Genomic DNA, 23,755 nt, shown 5'->3' with positions numbered 1-23,755 from the left:
TATGGATTGTTTAATTTTTTAATTGATGATATTTTCTTCAATATTCGTTACTGGAGAGTATATTTCTATGTTTAAGTATAAAATTTGGATTTTTATTTCAGTTGTTTTGATGATTAATGTTTCTCTAACATTTAGTCCTCAATTAAATTTAAACATTACATTGAATAAGTTATGAGTATAATAAAGTACTTAAACTACCATGTAGGTAGCTTAGAAAATAATAGATATATCTTTGATATGTCGTACTGTTCACTGCCATATAGGCAGCTTTTTGTAAAGGTTGGATTAAATACTTTTGGTCCAACCTTTAAAGTTACATCTTTCATGTTTTTCTATTTGAAGGATGTTTCCATATGATCGTAACCTTCATTTCCCAATGCGAAAAAAAAGCCATTTCAAGAACACGCCGAGTCCTTGATGCCTTTGCCGACCGCATAGGAGATAACACCTGGCAAACGGTCATCACCGAAGACGGTTTGATTGCAGTGAAAAAGCTGCTACGGAAAACGGTCACAAAAAGTACTGCAGTGAGTTGCCATTGGATACGTGGACGGCGCAGAAGTGAGTTGCTATGGATTGTGGGGAATCGGAATAAGTTTAATTCAGAAGGCATTGTGCCGGTGAATACAACCAAGAAAAAGCTCGATCAAAATAAATGGGAAAATGATTGGCATTATTTGCCTTTAATTAAAGCTTTAGTTGCTATCTCGGCTTTATTACATGATTGGGGCAAAGCCACGGTTTTATTTCAGCAAAAACTAAGAATTAAAAATAGTACTTTTAAAGGTGATCCATTGCGGCATGAATGGATTTCGTGTTTATTGCTCAATGCTTTGGTTCATTCCTCAGAAAATCCTCAATCTGATGATGCTTGGTTAAATTTATTGCTGCATAAAACATGGGAAGAAGATCAGCTCAAAGCAGTGTTGGCAAAAAACTTAGATAAAGCTAAAGGATTGGACGATCTGCCACCATTGGCACAGCTAGTTGCATGGCTGATAGTATCTCATCATCGCTTACCCAATTTAAAAGATGATGTAGAATTGAAGTCTTTTTCTACCGAACCTGTTGAAAATTTTGAAGACTTATTCTATTTTATTGATGCAGACTGGGGCTATAAAAATAAATTTGATGAAAAAGAGTATCAACAACGGCTGTTACAATGTTTTCAGTTTGAACAAGGTTTACTAAGTCAATCTGCTGAATGGACCAAGCAAATTAAAAAATGGTCGGCACGCTTATTGCTGGAAAAAGACAATATTGCACAAGTTTTAGCAGATGGCAGTTGGCGTGTAGTGCTGCATCATGCACGTCTATGTTTAATGATGGGGGATCATTATTATTCATCTTGTGATGCGGATAAAACGTGGAAAACGGATTTAAGTTTAATTGCCAATACAGATCACATCAGCAAACAGCCCAAGCAGTTTTTAGATGAGCATTTAGTGCGTGTTAGTGACAATGCCATGCGTATGGCTCAATCACTCAGCCGTTTGGCGGATGACATGGAACCAGCGTATGACATTCAAAAATTGAAAAAGAAAAGTCCGCAAGGTTTTGAATGGCAAGACAGTGCAGTTAAAGAAATTAAGCAATTTAAACAAAAACATGTAGATGCAAGTGAGCAAGGCTGGTTTGTTGTCAATATGGCAAGTACGGGCAAAGGAAAAACTATTGCCAATGCCAAAATTATGCAAGCACTGTCTAAAGATGGGCAATCCTTACGTTATGTTCTGGCGCTAGGACTCAGAACTTTAACTCTCCAGACAGGGGATTCGTACCGCAAAGATATCGGTTTAAGCAATGATGAGTTGGTGGTGTTAATTGGCTCTAAAGCAGTACAGGAACTGCATAACGAGCAGCAGAATGAAAATGAACAAGCTGATGAGCATTATGATGAAATTGGTTCGGAGTCCTTGGAACAGCTTTTGGATAATGAGCTTGATTATGGCGAAATGCCTCAAGCGGATTTTATGGATATCTTATTTCCTGCAAATCAAGCCGAGCGAAATAAAGCCTTCTTATATAAACCTGTATTGGCTTGTACCATCGACCATATCATGTCGGCAACTGAAACCAAGCGAGGCGGGAAGTATATTCTGCCGAGTTTAAGACTTTCTTCTTCAGATTTGGTCATTGATGAAGTGGATGATTTTGATGGGCAAGATTTAGTTGCTATTGCTCGGCTGGTACATTTAACTGCCATGCTAGGCCGCAAGGTAATGATTTCATCTGCGACCATTCCGCCTGCATTGGCAGAAGGGTTTTTTAATGTTTATCAGCAAGGCTGGAAGTTATATTGCGCTTTCAAAAAAATCAAAAATCCGCAAGTGATTGGCATGTGGGGCGATGAATTCAAAGCGCAAATTCAAGCAACTGATTTAAGTGAATCTGATCGAATCATTCAAAATTATAAGCAAGGCCATGAGGCTTTTGTAGCAGTTCGGGCAAAATCCTTAGCTGAACAAATTGTGAAACATAAAGCCTATATCATTGAATGTGCAGATTTAGTAGCGCAAAAAGAACAAAAACAGCTCGATGAAAGCTTGCAGCAGCAGTATTTTGAGCGCATTCGGCAAAACATTGAAAAATTACACCATCAGCATCATATGGTTGATGTGCAAACGGACAAAAAAGTATCCTTTGGTGTCGTGCGTGTTGCCAATATTCCGCCTTGTGTGGCGTTAACACAATATTTACTCAGTGCTGAATGGCCGGAAACTATTGCACCGCGTTCAATGGCATATCACAGCCGCCAAGTATTGCTATTGCGTAGTGAGCAGGAACGGCATTTAGATCAAGTCTTAAAACGTAAAGAAAAACAAAATGAGCAACCGGTTGCGTTTTCAAATGAAGTGATTCGACAGCATTTGAATGGTACAGACGCTGAACATGTGATTTTTATTTTAGTGGCAACGCCTGTAGAAGAGGTTGGACGAGACCATGATTTTGATTGGGCCATTATAGAACCATCATCTTATCGTTCAATTGTTCAATTGGCAGGACGTGTTTTACGGCATCGAAAACTGGAACAGGATATTATTGAGCCGAATATAGGATTGATGCAGTATAACTTAAAAGGCCTGCGCGGCGCCAAAGTGGCATTTGACAAACCGGGCTTTGAAAAAGATACCGGCAAAGGAAATTTTAAACTCGAGACCAAAAACCTTTCTGAGTTATTGGAGTTGGACGAAAAATCTGGCATTAATGCGATTCCGCGAATCCAAGAAAATAACCCTTTGCAGTCAAAGAAAAAGCTTGCAGATTTAGAGCATGCGGTCATGGCCGATGCTTTGACCAATTACAAGCAAGTTGGGGCAAAGCCGCTGAATGCCTGGCTTACCCAATATTGGTTTTTAACTGCATTGCCGCAGCGTTTCACACCGTTTAGACAGAGTTCTCCAAATATTCAGCTTTTTGCAGTGTGGAAAGATCGTAAGCTTGTGCTGTCTGAAAGGAATGATTTTGGTGAGTATATTGACCGGAATGGTTTTTACAAAATTCACCATCATGAGTTGACGGAATTGCAGCAGCAACGGTTATGGTTAAATCGAAATTATTACGACATTTTGTGTCGTCTTGCTGTTGATAAAGTTTCTGAAAATCAGCATATTGACGATGAAATAGAAAAATTATCAAGACGTTATGGGGAAATCATGTTGCCACAACATGATGAAGATAAAACGCTGATGTATTCAGACCAATTTGGTCTAGTGGTTCAATATTCGAAATAAAGGGAGGGGGAGAAATGATAGAAAGTATTCAAATATTCTTGAATGAAAGAAAAGAACTTTGGTTAAAAGATCGTCTAAAGAAAGCTGAAAATGACACAGAAATTGCGGGCTTACAACAACAAGCTGAAGATAAGTTTAGTTTGCAAGAATGGCTACCAGATGCTGCAAAACGGGTAGCTCAGCTGTCAATGGTGAGCCATCCCAGTAAATTTAGCCATCCAAGCGCTAAAACATCGAGTGTTATTGCGCAGGTGAAATTTGAACAAGATGGCTATTTGCGCAGCGGCAATGTGCAATATCTATTAGATGTTTTTGGAAATGCGGCTGCAATGGATGTCTACAAATTTTTATCACTGGACTTAACTGCAGACTTTACAGTTTTAGATGGTTTTGAAAAAGATGATCAGGTGTTAAAAAGCTTGATCGAAAAATCATCATTGGATTTTGCAAGTTTAAAACAATCTTTCTTAGTGATTAAAAATGATGATGCTTCGAGTAAAACCGATCATTTGGTCAAGCAAGTATATTTTCCAATTGAAAATAGTGAATACCATTTACTATCCATTTTGACGCCATCGGGTTTGATTACACAGTTCAAGAAAAGCATTGATAAGCTGCGCTTTTCAGAGGCAACTAAAGAGGCAAAAGAGAAGCGAAAAAGAAATGAGCATGATGCTGAGGGCTATGCAGATATTTTTGATTTAACAGTGACGGCTTATGGAGGGACTCAACCACAAAACGTCAGTGTGCTGAATAGCCAAAATGCCGGCCGTGCCTATTTATTATCAAGCTGTCCACCTATTTTTGAAAAACGTGCAGTACGATTGCCTAAAACGGACTTTTTTGCACAATGTTTATACCGAAAAAATTATCAGGATAGTTTTATACAACTGCATAAATTTATCCAGTTAGATTTAAACAATATGGATATTCGAACTGCAATTCGCAACATCATTCAATTTGTGATTGATCAAGTGTTATTACAGGGCTTTAAAATTCGAGAGTTTTATCCGGAAGGTTGGTCAAAGCAAGATTATTACGCAAGTTTACCAAAGTTACAGCGCGTATGGCTCGATCCAATTTATGCCGAACAGCGTGAAAACGATAGTGAATGGCGCAATGAGTTAAGTGAAGATATTGCACGTTGGATTTTACGCAGTTATGAAAAAGTCATTAGCGATGCCTATATCTTAGGAACAGGTGAAGTTAATGATGTGAAGCAACGTGTTGAAAAATCATTGCAGCAAGCGAAGGAGTTTTTTTAATGCGCCATTTTTTATTGATTCCACATCTTAAACTTCATAATTCCAATGCCATGAGCAGTCCATATACCATCGGCTTTCCTGCAATGACAGCATGGCTTGGTGCAGTGCATGCTTTACAGCGTAAATTAAAGCAACAAGGTTGTGATTTAAACCTAAATAAAGTGGCCGTCAGTTGTCATGAATTTAATTTGCAAACCTATAAAGGGCGGGGCGATTTTGTACATTCAATTGTCGGGACAGCCAATCCACTTGATAAAGATGGCAACCGTCCTGCATTTATTGAAGAAGCACGCTGTCATTTAGATGTGTCACTTCTAATTGAAATTGAATCTTTATCTAAAAAGCAAAGAGATTATTTACTCGAGCTTGTACAAGGTATCGTGGCGAGTATGAAATTTGCCAGTGGCGATGTACTTGCTGTTAAGACATGTGCTGTACTTGATTTTGATGATGAAAGTCAAGAACAACAACTGCGCCCAATTTTAAATAAATTGATGTTGGGACATGTCTTGATCGAACGCCGTGATTTAGTTTTAGCCAGTATGCAAGAAGGCAAAGATGCTTTGGATAGTGTACTCGATTATCTCAAAGTCACACATAGTTCGACTCAAGATGACGACGGCAAAGTGACATGGACATCCAAACGTAAAGTGCAAGGCTGGCTTGTTCCGATTGCGGTTGGTTTTCAAGGGATTTCTGAATTGGGCCAAGCTAAAAATCAGCGTGATGTACATACACCGCATCGATTTGCAGAAAGTATCTTGACTTTAGGCGAGTTTGTGATGCCTTACCGTATTGAAAACATTGATCAACTATTATGGCAATATCATGTTGATCTAGAAAGTAATTTATATATTTGTCAAAACTTAACAACAATTTAATTTGATATAAATAAGGGGAATATCTCATGGCTAAAAATGAAAAAGCAGTGGCAAGCGTACTTGCATTTGAAAAGAAACTGGTTCCATCTGACGGTTATTTTTATGGAACAACTTGGAATAATCGTACAGAACAAACCGCGTTAAAACTGATTGAAAAGTCTGTACGCGGAACAATCTCAAACCGTTTAAAACCGGCTGTTGCAAGTGATTCATTAAAGTTAAATGCAGAGGTTGAAAAAGCGAATTTACAAACCGTTGATGCATGTGCATTAGGTGAAAATCAGGATACCTTAAAAGTTGCTTTTACTTTAAAAGTCTTGGGTGGCATTGAGAATCCGTCTGCTTGTAATAATGAAACCTTTTTGAAATCTTATCAATCTGTTGCTAAGCAGTATGTGGAGCAGCATGGATTTGAAGAATTATCTAAACGTTATGCTTTAAATATTGCCAATGCACGCTTTTTATGGCGTAACCGTGTAGGTGCTGAAAAAGTAGAAGTGGTTGCTCAAGTGAATGGTCAAGAAGCGATTACTTTTAATGCATTCGATTATGCACTGCATAATTTTGAAACTGCTGATACGAAAGTCCAGCACTTGGCAGATCAGATTGCTCAAGCACTAAAGGGTGAGGTGCTATATTTGCTGATTAAAATTGAAGCCTATGCTTTGGTTGGAAAATCACAGGAAGTGTATCCAAGTGAAGAATTAGTCTTAGATAAAGGCAAGGGCACGAAGAGTAAAATTCTTTATGATGTGAATAATGTTGCTGCGATGCATTCTCAAAAAGTAGGTAATGCACTGCGCACAATTGATACTTGGTATCCTGAGTTTAATGAAAAGCAAACAGCGATTGCCATTGAGCCATATGGTGCAGTGACTAATTTGGGTAAGGCATATCGTACACCTAAGGCTAAACAAGACTTTTTTAGCTTATTTGATAAATATGCTTTAGGTGAAAGCCTAGAGAATGCAGAACAAGAACACTATGTGATGGCTGTATTGGTTCGTGGCGGTGTATTTGGTCAAAGTTCTAAGGATTGATTATGAAATTTTATCAGGAAATTACCTTGATTGATCAGGCTGAAATTTCCCCTTATTTCATATGGTCTAAGCTTTATGCTCAGTTGCATCTTGCTTTAGCTGAACAGAAAGATACCAATGAAAAAGTAAATATTGGCGTGTCATTTCCAAAATATATTTTTGAACCGAAAACTGAAGAACGTAAAGTTAAAATTCATCTAGGAGATAAACTTCGGATTTTTGCACAATCTGAAGCAGATTTAGAAAAGTTGAATATTCGGAAATGGTTAGATCGTTTAACTGACTATCTGCACATTACCTCGATTCGTGAAGTACCTAGCGAAATCAAAGAATATTCAATTTATAAACGCAAACAAGTAAAAACTAATGCGCAACGTTTGGCACGTCATCGAGTGAAGCGTGGTGATATTGGTTTTGATGAGGCATTGGCACGGTATAGTCATGTTGTGACTACAACTGATTTACCTTATATCCAAATGAAAAGTTTAACTTCTGACAAAAGTTTTAAATTGTTTATTGAAAAGAAACCTGCGACAAAATCTGAAACTCAGGTTTTTAGCACCTATGGATTAAGTTCGGTATCTTCTGTACCCGAATTTTAACCCAATATTTTTTAACTCTTTAACAGCTTAATAAAATCAATAAGTTATAAACGTGGGTTAAAACTTGGGTCTTTTATAGATTTTTAAGATTAACTCACTGTTATAACTTTATTTTTTGCTTTAAAATTACTGTTCACTGCCATATAGGCAGCTTAGAAAACTTGCCCCTCCGGCTGGGCGTCCACGTTTTCGTTCACTGCCATATAGGCAGCTTAGAAATGTTGTCGTAAATACGTAAATCCACAATCATTGTTCACTGCCATATAGGCAGCTTAGAAAACCATGCCTTAAGCTCTACAAGCCATTTCGCAAGTTCACTGCCATATAGGCAGCTTAGAAAACATCATTTTAATTGTATTCGACATTGTTGATGTTCACTGCCATATAGGCAGCTTAGAAAAAGATGGAACCCATTGTTTGTTTTCCAATTCGGTTCACTGCCATATAGGCAGCTTAGAAATAAACGCCTGTATCAATTCTATGAATCTGCTAGTTCACTGCCATATAGGCAGCTTAGAAATAAACGCATGGATATGTCGGTAACTGTAAAACGTTCACTGCCATATAGGCAGCTTAGAAATACACAAAATACAACTTCGCGTGCTGCAACTTGTTCACTGCCATATAGGCAGCTTAGAAATGAACCATTTTTACCAACAACTAAATAATTCAGTTCACTGCCATATAGGCAGCTTAGAAACTAATAAAGATACAGACGGAGACGGTAAACCCGTTCACTGCCATATAGGCAGCTTAGAAAAATATAGTGAACAGCAAGACCCTTTCTTTTAGGTTCACTGCCATATAGGCAGCTTAGAAAATTAACAGGAAGACACATAGTCTTTTTTAAAGGTTCACTGCCATATAGGCAGCTTAGAAAAGAAATTGCAACGGAATTATTTTTCTTAAATCGTTCACTGCCATATAGGCAGCTTAGAAAAACAGGTGGTAAAAAATACACATGTAGTAATGGTTCACTGCCATATAGGCAGCTTAGAAACAATGAATCAAGCACATCTCCCAATGCTTCAAGTTCACTGCCATATAGGCAGCTTAGAAAGTCTTTTTCAGAACGGTAAACTGATGGCAAGAGTTCACTGCCATATAGGCAGCTTAGAAATACCTTGCTTGAAATATAATTCTTTTGTGTGTGTTCACTGCCATATAGGCAGCTTAGAAATGGACGCGTTCGATCCGGTAGAACGAAAAGTAGTTCACTGCCATATAGGCAGCTTAGAAAATTGGCCCAATCTTTTTCCATACACTCAATGAGTTCACTGCCATATAGGCAGCTTAGAAATCTTGCTGAAACATAGCCAACTGAAGTGATTTGTTCACTGCCATATAGGCAGCTTAGAAACGTTGAAAAATTGTTATAGTAGGAAAAAGATATGTTCACTGCCATATAGGCAGCTTAGAAATCACAACAATCATTGCGCCAAAAACATAAGCAGTTCACTGCCATATAGGCAGCTTAGAAATACTGGTGAATTAACTGAGCGTAGTTTTTTAAGTTCACTGCCATATAGGCAGCTTAGAAATGGTGTTATTGCAATTCAGTCAACAACTGATAGTTCACTGCCATATAGGCAGCTTAGAAATGAAGGTGATGTAATTCCTACTGGTGAATTAAGTTCACTGCCATATAGGCAGCTTAGAAACCAGTAGCGAGATGTGTCATAAGCCTTTTTACGTTCACTGCCATATAGGCAGCTTAGAAAAATGCGTCCAGATCGCCTTCAGCAAATGGCTGTGTTCACTGCCATATAGGCAGCTTAGAAATTATGTTTTATGATGGATCACAACACTACAACGTTCACTGCCATATAGGCAGCTTAGAAATCCTGGGGGCGCGTACAGCGGATAAGATGCGAGTTCACTGCCATATAGGCAGCTTAGAAATTGTTGAAGTTGTAATTGATCCATAACAGACCGTTCACTGCCATATAGGCAGCTTAGAAATTGTAAAACACTAGGGTCATACATTTCCCGACGTTCACTGCCATATAGGCAGCTTAGAAAAAATCATAAATAAGAATGCGATCCAAAGACAAGTTCACTGCCATATAGGCAGCTTAGAAACCACAAAACCCTCAAGCCTGTTCTGTTTATACGTTCACTGCCATATAGGCAGCTTAGAAATTAGATAGTTCACAATTTAGAGATGTAAAAATGTTCACTGCCATATAGGCAGCTTAGAAAAGCAGGAACACCAGTACCCGCATTAACAACTGTGTTCACTGCCATATAGGCAGCTTAGAAAATGGACACGTAGAAGCTGTCGCAGTGGATTGGGTTCACTGCCATATAGGCAGCTTAGAAATGTATAAGTTGTGCCAATTGGCACAGTAGATGGTTCACTGCCATATAGGCAGCTTAGAAAGATTGTTGATGTCAATGCGGCTGGTGAGAGTAGTTCACTGCCATATAGGCAGCTTAGAAAATTTTGGCAGTAGATCGATTAGACGTTGTAATGTTCACTGCCATATAGGCAGCTTAGAAATACTGTTTGTGAAGCTGCTCAAACTGTTATCTGTTCACTGCCATATAGGCAGCTTAGAAAAATTGAAACCGAAACCCCAGCTGAAAATATCGGTTCACTGCCATATAGGCAGCTTAGAAAATACCAAAACGACTTAATACAAAAGATTGACCGTTCACTGCCATATAGGCAGCTTAGAAAATCAATGCAGCACAGACACCGAGAACGATTAAGTTCACTGCCATATAGGCAGCTTAGAAATTAATTACACAAAATATGATTTAGCAGTATTAGTTCACTGCCATATAGGCAGCTTAGAAATTGAGTATCGCGATAAGCGGTTATCATTACAAGTTCACTGCCATATAGGCAGCTTAGAAAACTGGGGGAATATTATCCTCTGTTTTATCAGTGTTCACTGCCATATAGGCAGCTTAGAAAGATATCCTAAGCACTGGTATCGTGCATTGGATGTTCACTGCCATATAGGCAGCTTAGAAAACCCACACCAGCCGCGAAAGTTCTAGGGACATGTTCACTGCCATATAGGCAGCTTAGAAAACCACGTCCTGATATTCCGCAATGGCAGATCAGTTCACTGCCATATAGGCAGCTTAGAAATTACAGCCAGAAAAAATCTGCTGGTACTTGGGGTTCACTGCCATATAGGCAGCTTAGAAAGGTTGGCTCATCTATTGAAGATACGATTGCATGTTCACTGCCATATAGGCAGCTTAGAAAATTGATTAGCTTAGGATCTTCTGGGTCATTATGTTCACTGCCATATAGGCAGCTTAGAAAAGTTTTAAATTACCAGGTGATCGACCACCACGGTTCACTGCCATATAGGCAGCTTAGAAAAGTTTGGGGCGTCGCAGCTCAAATGAGTGATAGTTCACTGCCATATAGGCAGCTTAGAAATATAGAAGCTGCGGGGAATTATTTACAGCGGGGTTCACTGCCATATAGGCAGCTTAGAAATGCATAAGGAAATTGCGGATTATATAAAGTTTGTTCACTGCCATATAGGCAGCTTAGAAAATGGTGCGGTCTAACTCAGATACATCATTGAAGTTCACTGCCATATAGGCAGCTTAGAAAGAGACGTTTAAAAGCTTCGGTCACAGGATCAAGTTCACTGCCATATAGGCAGCTTAGAAAACATCAAAAGGACCTTGCGTATAGATTGGCATGTTCACTGCCATATAGGCAGCTTAGAAATTAACAGCTAACACTAGACAAATAATTTCATTGTTCACTGCCATATAGGCAGCTTAGAAAAGCGGCACCACGAGCAAGAACCTTTGCAACACGTTCACTGCCATATAGGCAGCTTAGAAATTTGCAACACCTGTAGCAGTTGGAGTAACAATGTTCACTGCCATATAGGCAGCTTAGAAAATCTGGAACAGGCATAATTGAAGCAGTGAAAGGTTCACTGCCATATAGGCAGCTTAGAAACATTGCCACTCTTTTAATCCGTTCCCCTCCAAGTTCACTGCCATATAGGCAGCTTAGAAATGTTGGACAAAATGGTTATATTTTACCGATTAGTTCACTGCCATATAGGCAGCTTAGAAATTCGGATCGTAAAGATCTTTACATTGTTCAGGGTTCACTGCCATATAGGCAGCTTAGAAAGCTTGGATCTGTTCGATTGGCATCATCCCAGGGTTCACTGCCATATAGGCAGCTTAGAAATATTGTTAATGGTGCTGTTACTACTACTTTTAGTTCACTGCCATATAGGCAGCTTAGAAAAGTTCGAACCCTGCGGGATTCTCTGTATCTAAGTTCACTGCCATATAGGCAGCTTAGAAATGTTGCAGTATTTGCTTGATCAGCAGCAGCTTGTTCACTGCCATATAGGCAGCTTAGAAAACAAAAAGCAGGAAATTCAAGTTTTAAATCAGGTTCACTGCCATATAGGCAGCTTAGAAACTGACCAAGAGCATTGCCTTGAGTAGTATCCAGTTCACTGCCATATAGGCAGCTTAGAAACCATAAACTTTATGCAGATATTAACGGATTAAGTTCACTGCCATATAGGCAGCTTAGAAATTGTGTAAATGGGGCACATTTAATTTTTTGATGTTCACTGCCATATAGGCAGCTTAGAAAATACAGCAGCGCAAGTTTTTCCTGTCCCTGTTGTTCACTGCCATATAGGCAGCTTAGAAATTGCTCACTTATATAGTATTTAATTTTATAGGGTTCACTGCCATATAGGCAGCTTAGAAAACGGGTTAAACCCAAAATCAAATACCGGCTATGTTCACTGCCATATAGGCAGCTTAGAAAAGTCCACCCTTGATAGATTGTTCTGGGTTATAGTTCACTGCCATATAGGCAGCTTAGAAATGACTGGGTATTTGATGTAGTAAATAGCAGGAGTTCACTGCCATATAGGCAGCTTAGAAAAGCATAAGGAAATTGCGGATTATATAAAGTTTGTTCACTGCCATATAGGCAGCTTAGAAATGACTGGGTATTTGATGTAGTAAATAGCAGGAGTTCACTGCCATATAGGCAGCTTAGAAAAGTGACTAAAACCACTATTGTCGTACCTTGCAGTTCACTGCCATATAGGCAGCTTAGAAATTACCAAAATTAGATTGCTGCATTTCCTGTAAGTTCACTGCCATATAGGCAGCTTAGAAAGAAGCATCAATACTTGGAGTTTCTTACTGGTTGTTCACTGCCATATAGGCAGCTTAGAAAAATGTGTTCTTGGATAAGGCTGCTGGAGTTCGGTTCACTGCCATATAGGCAGCTTAGAAATACCACGTTTTTATCGCAAAATAAAAGTAAAGGTTCACTGCCATATAGGCAGCTTAGAAAACATCAAATGGAATACCATCAACGATGATTTTGTTCACTGCCATATAGGCAGCTTAGAAAGTCCATTTAATTACCTATTTAATTTATTTAAGGTTCACTGCCATATAGGCAGCTTAGAAATCTGTGCTGTAACAATAGCAGTACTTGTATCTGTTCACTGCCATATAGGCAGCTTAGAAATATCCGAGAAGTTGGAGGGCTTGACATTATCAGTTCACTGCCATATAGGCAGCTTAGAAAAGAGGACAAGGTGTAGGTCTTATTGCAGAACAGTTCACTGCCATATAGGCAGCTTAGAAAACAGAATATCGCGATCACAGGCATACCGAACGGTTCACTGCCATATAGGCAGCTTAGAAATTGTGTAAATGGGGCGCATTTAATTTTTTGATGTTCACTGCCATATAGGCAGCTTAGAAAGTAACAGGTGATAATGCTGTGCCTAACGCATTGTTCACTGCCATATAGGCAGCTTAGAAACCGATAAAAAATCTAATACCTATACATTAGTCGTTCATTGCCATATAGGCAGCTTAGAAATTAGTGATCCTGAATTCACTAAGAAAAATACATGTTCACTGCCATATAGGCAGCTTAGAAATTCTGGAATCAAGCCGTTTTGGTCGCGAATCTGTTCACTGCCATATAGGCAGCTTAGAAAAATGGTAAGGCATTTGTATTTGCCCTTCCTACGTTCACTGCCATATAGGCAGCTTAGAAATGAATATCCTGCACTTCTTGTACAAGGTTTCAGTTCACTGCCATATAGGCAGCTTAGAAAAAAACGACTTAAAATAAAATTACCAGCAGCAGGTTCACTGCCATATAGGCAGCTTAGAAAATGGAAGCATTGGACCAGAAGCCACCGGCATTGTTCACTGCCATATAGGCAGCTTAGAAAGCATCTTCCATGCGTGTGCAGATTTGCAGCTTGTTCACTGCCATATAGGCAGCTTAGAAATTACTCATACGTCTTGGATTTATGCTGATGCCGTTCACTGCCATATAGGCAGCTTAGAAAGTTATGTATGACATCTTTACGATTATTGGTGAGTTCACTGCCATATAGGCAGCTTAGAAAATGAAATGCCAAGCTCCTCATCAAAAATTCGGGTTCACTGCCATATAGGCAGCTTAGAAAACCGTATCGGTTAAGTTGATATCCACCCGTAAGTTCACTGCCATATAGGCAGCTTAGAAAACTCTACCAACTGAGTTACATTTCCTTTTTCGGTTCACTGCCATATAGGCAGCTTAGAAAAAACACAAAGATATCCCCACCTTCTTCAGCTTTGTTCACTGCCATATAGGCAGCTTAGAAACTGCAATATAAATTGTGTCGGCTTCTGTTTCTGTTCACTGCCATATAGGCAGCTTAGAAACGCTAAATTAAAGATACCTTGCATACCTGTATGTTCACTGCCATATAGGCAGCTTAGAAATATTTGATATATTATGACTATGATTAATAATCGTTCACTGCCATATAGGCAGCTTAGAAATAGTCCAATTAAGACTATGTACAATTATAATAGTTCACTGCCATATAGGCAGCTTAGAAATGACTCTGTTTATTATGCTGATAACCGTGAAAGTTCACTGCCATATAGGCAGCTTAGAAAAGTTAAATCAGAGTCTGAATAGGCCAATGGCAGTTCACTGCCATATAGGCAGCTTAGAAAATTTCATAGATCGCCCCAAAGCGTGGTACTGGGTTCACTGCCATATAGGCAGCTTAGAAAACTGGTCGTACTTGTGAATAAATTGTTAGAGTGTTCACTGCCATATAGGCAGCTTAGAAATTTGTCAGTCGATGTAACAGTAAAGCCCGGTGGTTCACTGCCATATAGGCAGCTTAGAAAAGCGCGGTATTGCATTGTGCGATATTTCGCAGGTTCACTGCCATATAGGCAGCTTAGAAAAATGGCAATAAAAGAGTTTCATCACCCCCTAAGTTCACTGCCATATAGGCAGCTTAGAAAGTAACGTGGACAGCTCAAACGCGTAAACAATTGTTCACTGCCATATAGGCAGCTTAGAAATTGCCCTTTAGTAACAAGAATAGAATCTAGATGTTCACTGCCATATAGGCAGCTTAGAAATAAGTTTGAAAAAATATTTAAGCTCACTACTTGTTCACTGCCATATAGGCAGCTTAGAAATCAACAGCTACTTGAACTGCTTTTTGCTGAAGGTTCACTGCCATATAGGCAGCTTAGAAATAGCAATGTATTTTTTGGTGCACGTTGGACTGGTTCACTGCCATATAGGCAGCTTAGAAAAACGTTTCCAAATACATCCACATTTTGGTCAATGTTCACTGCCATATAGGCAGCTTAGAAATAACTCTCGGCGATTCTGTTTAAAGAATTTCAGTTCACTGCCATATAGGCAGCTTAGAAAATGCTTCGCAATCTAAAGCAGGGCAAATATAAAGTTCACTGCCATATAGGCAGCTTAGAAATTACTTCGTTTTGCTTTGCTTTATTTCAACAGGTTCACTGCCATATAGGCAGCTTAGAAAAGTAAACATAAATAGCATTATACGAAATCAGTGTTCACTGCCATATAGGCAGCTTAGAAAGACGAAGATCGGGATCGTTGGCGTAAAGAACGGTTCACTGCCATATAGGCAGCTTAGAAAACTCATTCAGCGCATAAACCTGAGATTCAGTCGTTCACTGCCATATAGGCAGCTTAGAAATTCACCTTTATGGACAACACCGGCTGTTTCATGTTCACTGCCATATAGGCAGCTTAGAAACTGCTGTCATCCAAAGTTGCTTGGTTTGAAGAAGTTCACTGCCATATAGGCAGCTTAGAAAAAGGTCAAAAAACAGGTACGTGTTCTTTCTCTGTTCACTGCCATATAGGCAGCTTAGAAAGTCAAAAGGCTGTCAGCGCTGTAAAAGAGGGCGTTCACTGCCATATAGGCAGCTTAGAAAGCAATGCCTGCGTCGGATGATTATGTTGCTATGTTCACTGCCATATAGGCAGCTTAGAAATGCCAACAAGCTCTTTTAACTTTTCTTGAACAGTTCACTGCCATATAGGCAGCTTAGAAAAATCGCATCACGGCCTTTTTTAGTGGTTACATCGTTCACTGCCATATAGGCAGCTTAGAAATGCAAGAAAATCAGGTGTTTCAGCATGAGCAGGTTCACTGCCATATAGGCAGCTTAGAAATTTCCTTTATTCACCGACTTATATAAATGATTGTTCACTGCCATATAGGCAGCTTAGAAATGTCCGTACAATTTATACAAATATTGCTGATTGTTCACTGCCATATAGGCAGCTTAGAAAATCTGTATACCGTACTGAGAAAGACGGTAAAGGTTCACTGCCATATAGGCAGCTTAGAAAACGTGATGCTTGGGAGCAGGCTGAAAAAGATCGTTCACTGCCATATAGGCAGCTTAGAAATCCACCTGTTCCGGAACCGGCCGATACTATTTGTTCACTGCCATATAGGCAGCTTAGAAAGTGAGCACGTCGGCCTGAACATTGGTGATGTAGTTCACTGCCATATAGGCAGCTTAGAAATTATACGGCTCCACACCCATTAACAGGCGGATGTTCACTGCCATATAGGCAGCTTAGAAATTTGGAATTCCCCCAATAAATAAAGTCTGGTTGTTCACTGCCATATAGGCAGCTTAGAAAATCCAGTTTTAATTTGAATGCAATACGAATGAGTTCACTGCCATATAGGCAGCTTAGAAATTTAACGGCGGCATTAGTGGCGCACTCATTGGGTTCACTGCCATATAGGCAGCTTAGAAATATCGAAAATGAGCTAACAAATACATCAACTAGTTCACTGCCATATAGGCAGCTTAGAAAAGCAATACTAATAGTACGCGCGGTCTGTAGTTGTTCACTGCCATATAGGCAGCTTAGAAAGCTATTTGCCAAAGTTAAGGCAACGGAAGCATGTTCACTGCCATATAGGCAGCTTAGAAAAAACAATGCTAGAACTTTCGCAATGCTGCCACGTTCACTGCCATATAGGCAGCTTAGAAATTTCCAGTCCAGTCGGGCTTTTTTTGTCTGTGGTTCACTGCCATATAGGCAGCTTAGAAACTTTAGCGTTAGTTGGTATTGCATCAGGTCTTGTTCACTGCCATATAGGCAGCTTAGAAAACCCAAGTCTTGCGCCAATTTATTAGCAGCAAGTTCACTGCCATATAGGCAGCTTAGAAAACGTTCTCTAGTGTGGACTTAACTCCCGAAAAGTTCACTGCCATATAGGCAGCTTAGAAATCATAGGGCTGGGTAGTGTTACTTCGTTATTACATGTCATGGTTTTCTTTAATCCTAGCTTAATAGTAATTGAACGTTGTAAAAATGATGATATCTTTGATTAATTTTTGAAATAGCTATCAAATATATATTTAATTTTAATGAAATTAATGTCTTAATAGAAAAATAATTGTTATACTCTCGCCAATTTTGAGCACAGCTGTGCTTATTTACTTCTTTGAATTGTAAATACTTTTTATGAACCGTAAGTTTTTTGGTGCTACTGCATTATTTTTTGGGCTAATCAATCCATTAGCTGCTATGCCATTTGACCCGTTAATCGGCACTTGGAAAGTTATTGATGATCGTACTGGTTATTATGTTTCAGACATCGTGATTCGTAAGAATTCTAAAACACAACAGTATAGTGCTGTCATTACTAAAAACCGATCTTTACCTGGTGTTGCAAGTTCTGAAGTATGTAGTAAATGCCAAGGTGAACTGAAGAATCAGCCAATTTTTGGAATGGAAGCTCTTAAAGGTCTTGTTGCTGATGCTACCAATAAACAATTTAACAAGGGTCTTTGGATTAATACGCAGGATGGGCGTGTATATGATATTGATGCCAGTTTAAACGCTGCTGGAGACCAAATGAAAGTCTATGGTAAAGCCAAAAGTGCCAATGTAACTAGTATCATGACTTGGAAGAAGCTCTAATATAGTTCTCAAGTGATTATTTTTTGGTAAATAAATTATAAGTAAGAATAAGCAAAAGAAACCCATCACAGGGATGGGTTTTGGGAATTAGTGCTACTTAGTTATTACAAGTCTCGTCTTCGTATGAAACCTTGAGTAAATATTAATCAGCTAATATTTCAAAAATAAGAAACCCACCGAAGTGGGTCTGTGCGATTGAATACTATCCGTAGTATTAGGGTGTGAAGATAGACCCATAAGATGACATTATTGTTTAGGTTTGCTTTATAAATAACCATGTGGATTATTTTTTCTTGAAATAAAAAGTGATCAGCAATATCACGATAATAATGAGAATTACTGCAATAACAGCTCTTTCTATGTTGGTCTCCTGCAAATCACATGCGAATATTTCAGCATTGAATATTGTCTTTTTTCTTATAGTAGTCCAAAGCTATGTCCAGATGTTCACTGCCATATAGGCAGCTTAAAAGAGGTACGATTTTGGAGCTTACGTCTTAACAGTTCATTGCCAGGCATAGCTCAAGATTACATTTAAAACCCTTCAGAAAACTTCCTTCATTTTTATATCGAACTGTGCTTAAGCTGTTCTAACTCTATAATATTTTGATCAATCTGATGTTCCATTACAGGTAAAATCTGCTTTAAGAACTGGCAATATGAAATGGCTTCATTCGCAGCAACCGTACCTGTTTTGACCAGCTGTTTTTGCTGTTCTAACATTTGGCTCACCTGACGTAAATCGGGTTGCTGTCCATGACTCAAAGCGTCGCTAATTGCTGCGAAATTTTGATACAGTCGGTCACGTTGTTGAATTAATTCTGCCTGATTGGATACCGCCACAGGATTGGCTTGAGCTGGTGCGCTAAGGACTGCTTTTTTTTCTAAAGTAGTTTCAGTTGGAATTGGTTTTTCTTTCGGTTTTGCTGTATTTGGTAGAGTTGGGGAGAGCGGTTTAAATAGATAAACCACAATGATGAGTAACAAGGTCACAATAAAGCCGATAATAAGACCAAGTCGTATGCTGCGATTCATGCCAGAAATCCTGCTCTTGCATTTAAATTAAAAGCAGACCCAATCTTAAGATCAGGTCTGTACGATTTATAACAAATAAACAGTTAAGGTGTTGACCAGCCCGCAGGTGCATAACCGATCCGCACACGTTGAGGATGATTTCCTACAGGAACACTCATTACTTTTTCACCCGTTGCAAAATCAATGACGGTAACCACATCATTGGCGCTCTCTGAAATCACACAACTTTTTCCATCCGAACTTTGTGTCGCCCAGTAGGGTTTGCCTGCAGCTATCAGCTTGCCAGCTTTCAATGTTGAACGGTCGACAATGGTTGTATAGTCATCCATAGTGCCTGCCACACATAATTTCTCACCATCAGCACTGATGGATAATCCATGATGACGGGAGTCATTTACATATTTTGCCCGGTCAGAGGGAATGGTAGAGCTGCCCGGTAATTGGCCAATGCGAGTGATTTTATCCTGATTCAGGTCATACTCGATCAAGCCATTAAAAAATGAAACTTGCGCATAAATTTTAGATTCATCCTTACTAAACACGACTGGACGCACAGCATTGGATAAATCTTTACGACCTACCGCATCCAGGGCAGGACGGAAATCAATCGTTTTGATTACTTTATATGTGTTGGCATCAGCAATAGTGAGCAACCGTTTACCCTTGGTAAAATCTTGCCATGCAGCATCCATAGATGTTTCCACATTACCAATGGCTGAGTTTAGAATCTTTGTGCCACCGTTAAAGAAAATATTCTCATGCGGTTTGTCGCCTGTTGCAAAGCGTCCAAGTTCTTTACCGGTATTGATATCCAGCACCTGAACCACATTGCCCGAAGAAGCCGATACGGCTAAGCGTTGACCATCTGGAGAAACTGCCATATGGTCGGCACGGAAGCCTTCTACAGGAGTACGCCAGTTGATCTTGCCAGTCGCAATATTAATAGAAATGACATCGGCAAAACTTGGACGAGATGCAACTATCGACTGACCATCTGGCGTAGAGTACATATCATCTACAAGCTGATCATGACCTTCGCCAGCGCTGGTCTGAATATAAGTATAGGCAATCAGTTTAACGGGATTGAGGTGGATTTCCAGCAAGCGCTCTTTACGATCAGAAATCATATTAATAACACCGATCTTACCAAAATTACCCGATGGACGAATGACTGTTACCGTTCCATCCCAGTTGTTGCCAACAAAAAATACTTGCTGACTATTCGCCGGGACAGGCATTACCGATGTTGCAGCGTTGCTATGCAGGGAGGTGAATGCGATTGATGCAAATAACGCATTTACGCTCCATTTGAGGAAAATATTTTTGTTTTTCATATCATTTTTCTCCGATTCAGATCCATGAAATCGATTTTTTATTTGAATTTTCATTACTGTCTAATACTCCTGTATTAGCTGAGCCATAGATTAAAGAATTCACCAGTCAAATCATGAATAATCCGATAAAATACGTGCCAGAATTGACCATCAATGAAGTTGTTATTTTATAAACATTGAATAATCAATTAATTGGTAGAGTAGGATGGATTATTTTTCCGACAGAATGTCGAATCCATATTTTTATTTTTTTGTTACATCTTTGATTTAAATGTCGAAAATTGCAAAACGCTACATGATATTTTGTACAGAAGCCGTACTATAAAAATGATTTTGTTGAGTTTGCAATATTATGTCTCAGATAGATGTTCTGGTTGCTTTGGCCGATATTGAGGTAAATCAGGCTGAGCTGCTCTCTATTCAGCGCAATGATTTGATCCCTTTGCTGCAGGATCAATATCGCCTGAATCATTATGCCGATTCTGTGATTCAGGCCCAGTCGGTTTTATTAAACGGGGTAGATCCACACCTGACCCGGCAATTAAGTAGCACTATAGAGCAGCTGATTCAGGCCTTGGCCGATTCAAAAAAATATTTAACCCGCCGTAAGTTTAATGCCTGGCAAAAGTGGTTGGGGGTTGATCTGGAATATGGTTCGGGGCAAGTTGAGTATTATAAAAACCTGGATCAATTACTCAATCGGGCCAATCATTTAAGTCAAAAATTACAGATTGAGATTCAAAAGTCGCAGGCACGCTTTCAGCAATTGCTTGGGCATCGCGAGCAAATGGCGAAATACATTCTGGCTGCGCAAGAATTTTTGCTGGAATATCCAAATTTCGTCAAGAATCAGCATCCTCTGGATAATTTTTCAGAAAGATTATCGAAAAAGATCAATTCATTACAAACCTTGCAGGCCAGTAATGATATTGCAATTACACAGATGCAATTATCTCAGCAACTTTCTTTTGCTTTGCTGGACCGGTTTAAAGAAGCACAGCAAGTACTGATTCCGGCTTGGCAATATCATGTTAAACAAAGCAATCAAAGCGGTTCGGGCATTGAATTGGAAAAGCTGGATCATAGCCGGGAGACTTTGATTAAAACTTTAAGAAAATCGTTAGAGAAACCTATACATTAATGATCATATTCAGGTGAAGCATGACTGATTTTAAACCTCAAGATTTACCCGCTGAAATTACTCCAGACGTGGTTCAGCAAAAATTTCAGCTACTGAATTTAAAAGAAATTGGCTTGCAGGATTCTGACTTTAATGAAGTGATGAATGCACATCAGGAACTGGCTGAAATGAGCCATAACGCAGTGGCTGAATATGGGAAAAATATTGCGACAAAAACTTCGGGTTATACCGATGAGCTGCTGAACCTTGTACAAAATAAAGAACTGGATAGCACCGGACAAAAATTGAATCAGGTGGTGCAGGTTGCCCAGCAGTTAAATAGCAGCAGTATTTTAAACAAGAAAAAGAGCAGTGGTTTCTTCGGGGGCTTGATCAGTAAAATGAAAGGGGCCAAGCAAAGTTTCAATCAGCATTTTAATAGCACCAAAGAACAGATTGATGTATTGGTCAAGGAAATTGAAACTTCCCAATCGGGGTTAAAAACCCGTGTCGACACTTTGGATAAAATGTTTCAGGGGGTGCAGGATGAATATAAGCAATTGGGGATTTATATTGCTGCCGGAAAGTTGAAAGAGCAGGAAATTCAGCAGCAAATTGCGGCTTTAAGCAGCCAAACCCAAGATCAGCCAACGGTGCAAAAGGTCTATGACCTGAATCATCTGGCCAATAATCTGGAAAAACGGGTCAGTGATTTACAGATTTTACAGCAGTCTGCCATGCAAACCTTACCGATGATCCGGATTATTCAGTCCAATAACCTGATGCTGGTGGATAAGTTCTATGCGATTAAAAACATTACCTTACCGGCATGGAAAAACCAGATCAGTCTGGCCATTTCCCTGAATGAGCAGAAAAACAGTGTACAGCTGGCCAATAGCATTGATGACGCGACCAATGATCTGTTACGCCGTAATGCCGACCTGCTGCATCAAAATTCGGTGGCTACGGCCAAAGCCAACCAGCGCTCAGTGATTGATATTGAAACACTTGAACATGTACAAAATACCCTCATTAAAACAGTAAATGATGTGATTCAGGTGCAAAAAGAGGGTATGCAGAAACGTGCTGAAGCCACGACACGCTTACGTGCCTTGCAGGAAAATCTGAATCATCTGGTGATTGAATCCAGTCGCAGTGAGGTCAATCCATCTTAACCCTATACTTAAGTTCATTGTCTGACTTCAGGAGAAACCGTTTGCCCCGCTTAGATGAATATGCTGTAAATCCGCAACAGATTGAATCGGGTGTGGTGGTGCTGAAGAAACGCCAACGCAATGTGATGTTATTGGCGATGACCAGCAGCACCATTTTTCTGGCATCTGTGGTGGCGCTATTTTTACAGCATGATTTTGTCTATAGTTTTTTTGGGATTAGCACTGAGTTAAAGCAATTACATATGCCCATGAGTGTAGATGCAAATCTGGCCGAACTGGGTCAGCATACGGATTATTTTAACAATCTGTTGTCGTGGTTTGGCTGGCTGATTCTGAAGCTGTTCGTGTCTTTTGTCGGGGCATTTTTTGTCATTCATTTTTTGAAAAAAATCCGTTTCTTTTATATTCGCTTTCAATCTTTTATTTTGAAGTTTGTCGGCTGGATCATTGCTTTTGTTGTGCTGTGGTCAGGCCTGACTTATCTGCAATATGATTTAAATAATGATGACCGTGATGTTTATGCCAAAGCTATTCAATATGATAAAAATATTCAGCAGAGTGAATTGGCCCAGTATTTACAGCAATCTGATGTAGATGCATCAGTAAAAGCCTATTTGCTGGCACAAACGGCACTGCTACATAAACCTGTCGATAAAGATAGCGCTATTCCTCAAGTCTTGGCGTTGGTCAAAGCGGAAAAAACAGATCCAAATTTTATTGAATATGGCTTTAAACCCGAACAGTTATGGACCATGCAGCATCAGTTATATAGCAAAACTTTGACCCCGATGGCTGAAAGTGTGTCCAAGCAGGTGCAACAAGCTGAACAAATGAGTGTGGTGGCGAAATTTTTTATCATTGTAATTTCGGTTCTATTTACAATTTTAAGCTTGGTTTTATTTTTCTTGGCGCAGCACTTAAAAGCAAGAATAATCAGGGTGGAACAGCGTATCCATTGATAAAAATGAAATTTTATCAAGATAAAATTCAAAAGCCCCGTATAGGGCTTTTTTACTGTTTTGTGATCTTGTTGAATCGTTGAAGTGAATTTAATGAAATTGCAAGGGTAATCAATTACTTAAGGTTAAACAAATTCCTTATTAATCTGATATTTCGATTATAATTATAAAAACAAACTGTTTTACCTATATTTTAGATTTTATTATTATTCTCTCATCAAATAAATATTTACTCCTTTGGAGACGTTAGCCATGTTAGATCAAAATACTTCAGCCCAACTTAAAACCTTACTGCAACGTCTGGAAAGCCCGATTGAACTGGTCG

11 protein-coding genes and 1 CRISPR repeat array are annotated in these 23,755 nt (G+C 39.2%); of the genes, 9 read left to right on the top strand and 2 right to left on the bottom strand.

Going from position 1 to position 23,755, the window contains the following annotated elements; all coding sequences use genetic code 11:
- The first annotated feature begins 353 nt into the window (after nt 1-353).
- From cas3f to LZZ98_RS14175, 6 genes are all read left to right on the top strand, one after another.
- Nucleotides 354-3,734 (top strand): type I-F CRISPR-associated helicase Cas3f, encoded by a 3,381-nt coding sequence (cas3f, locus tag LZZ98_RS14200; RefSeq protein ID WP_237788412.1) that lies wholly within the window; start codon nt 354-356, stop codon nt 3,732-3,734.
- A 14-nt stretch (nt 3,735-3,748) separates the two neighbouring features.
- On the top strand, nt 3,749-4,999 hold the full coding sequence (gene csy1, locus LZZ98_RS14195; protein WP_237788411.1) for a type I-F CRISPR-associated protein Csy1: 1,251 nt from the start codon (nt 3,749-3,751) through the stop codon (nt 4,997-4,999).
- Nucleotides 4,999-5,880, top strand: a complete 882-nt coding sequence (csy2, locus tag LZZ98_RS14190) for a type I-F CRISPR-associated protein Csy2 (RefSeq protein ID WP_237788410.1) — start codon at nt 4,999-5,001, stop codon at nt 5,878-5,880. The genes csy1 and csy2 overlap by 1 nt, the downstream gene beginning before the upstream one ends.
- Before the next feature lie 26 nt (nt 5,881-5,906).
- On the top strand, nt 5,907-6,920 hold the full coding sequence (gene csy3, locus LZZ98_RS14185; RefSeq protein ID WP_237788409.1) for a type I-F CRISPR-associated protein Csy3: 1,014 nt from the start codon (nt 5,907-5,909) through the stop codon (nt 6,918-6,920).
- 2 nt (nt 6,921-6,922) lie between these two features.
- Nucleotides 6,923-7,522, top strand: coding sequence for a type I-F CRISPR-associated endoribonuclease Cas6/Csy4 (gene cas6f / locus LZZ98_RS14180; RefSeq protein ID WP_237788408.1), 600 nt, complete (start codon nt 6,923-6,925; stop codon nt 7,520-7,522).
- Between the two features lie 131 nt (nt 7,523-7,653).
- A CRISPR array of direct repeats spans nt 7,654-17,111; the repeat unit is 28 nt; unit sequence GTTCACTGCCATATAGGCAGCTTAGAAA.
- A 237-nt stretch (nt 17,112-17,348) separates the two neighbouring features.
- Nucleotides 17,349-17,807 carry a DUF2147 domain-containing protein gene (locus LZZ98_RS14175; protein ID WP_086176375.1) on the top strand — a complete coding sequence of 153 codons (459 nt, stop codon included), beginning with the start codon at nt 17,349-17,351 and terminating at the stop codon, nt 17,805-17,807.
- Between the two features lie 564 nt (nt 17,808-18,371).
- Here the strand turns inward: LZZ98_RS14175 and LZZ98_RS14170 are convergent.
- Both LZZ98_RS14170 and LZZ98_RS14165 read right to left on the bottom strand, forming a co-directional pair.
- Nucleotides 18,372-18,842, bottom strand: a complete 471-nt coding sequence (locus tag LZZ98_RS14170) for a hypothetical protein (RefSeq protein WP_237788407.1) — start codon at nt 18,840-18,842, stop codon at nt 18,372-18,374.
- Between the two features lie 83 nt (nt 18,843-18,925).
- Entirely contained in the window at nt 18,926-20,176 is a 1,251-nt protein-coding gene (locus LZZ98_RS14165; RefSeq protein ID WP_237788406.1) for a YncE family protein, read from the bottom strand.
- Nucleotides 20,177-20,528: 352 nt separating this feature from the next.
- Here LZZ98_RS14165 and LZZ98_RS14160 point away from each other — a divergent pair, with 352 nt between their 5' ends.
- The 3 genes from LZZ98_RS14160 to LZZ98_RS14150 are packed head-to-tail and all read left to right on the top strand — an operon-like array spanning nt 20,529 to nt 23,430.
- Entirely contained in the window at nt 20,529-21,317 is a 789-nt protein-coding gene (locus tag LZZ98_RS14160; protein ID WP_237788405.1) for a tellurium resistance protein, read from the top strand.
- Between the two features lie 20 nt (nt 21,318-21,337).
- Nucleotides 21,338-22,471 (top strand): toxic anion resistance protein, encoded by a 1,134-nt coding sequence (locus LZZ98_RS14155; RefSeq protein WP_237788404.1) that lies wholly within the window; start codon nt 21,338-21,340, stop codon nt 22,469-22,471.
- 41 nt (nt 22,472-22,512) lie between these two features.
- Complete coding sequence (locus LZZ98_RS14150) at nt 22,513-23,430, top strand: hypothetical protein (RefSeq protein WP_237788403.1); 918 nt, start codon at nt 22,513-22,515, stop codon at nt 23,428-23,430.
- The last annotated feature ends 325 nt before the right edge of the window (nt 23,431-23,755 follow it).

Origin of the sequence: Acinetobacter sp. SM34, from assembly GCF_022012365.1 — a bacterium.
Classification (GTDB): domain Bacteria; phylum Pseudomonadota; class Gammaproteobacteria; order Pseudomonadales; family Moraxellaceae; genus Acinetobacter.
Note: the sequence above shows the minus strand (reverse complement) of the source record. Positions and strands in the feature narration are given on the sequence as shown.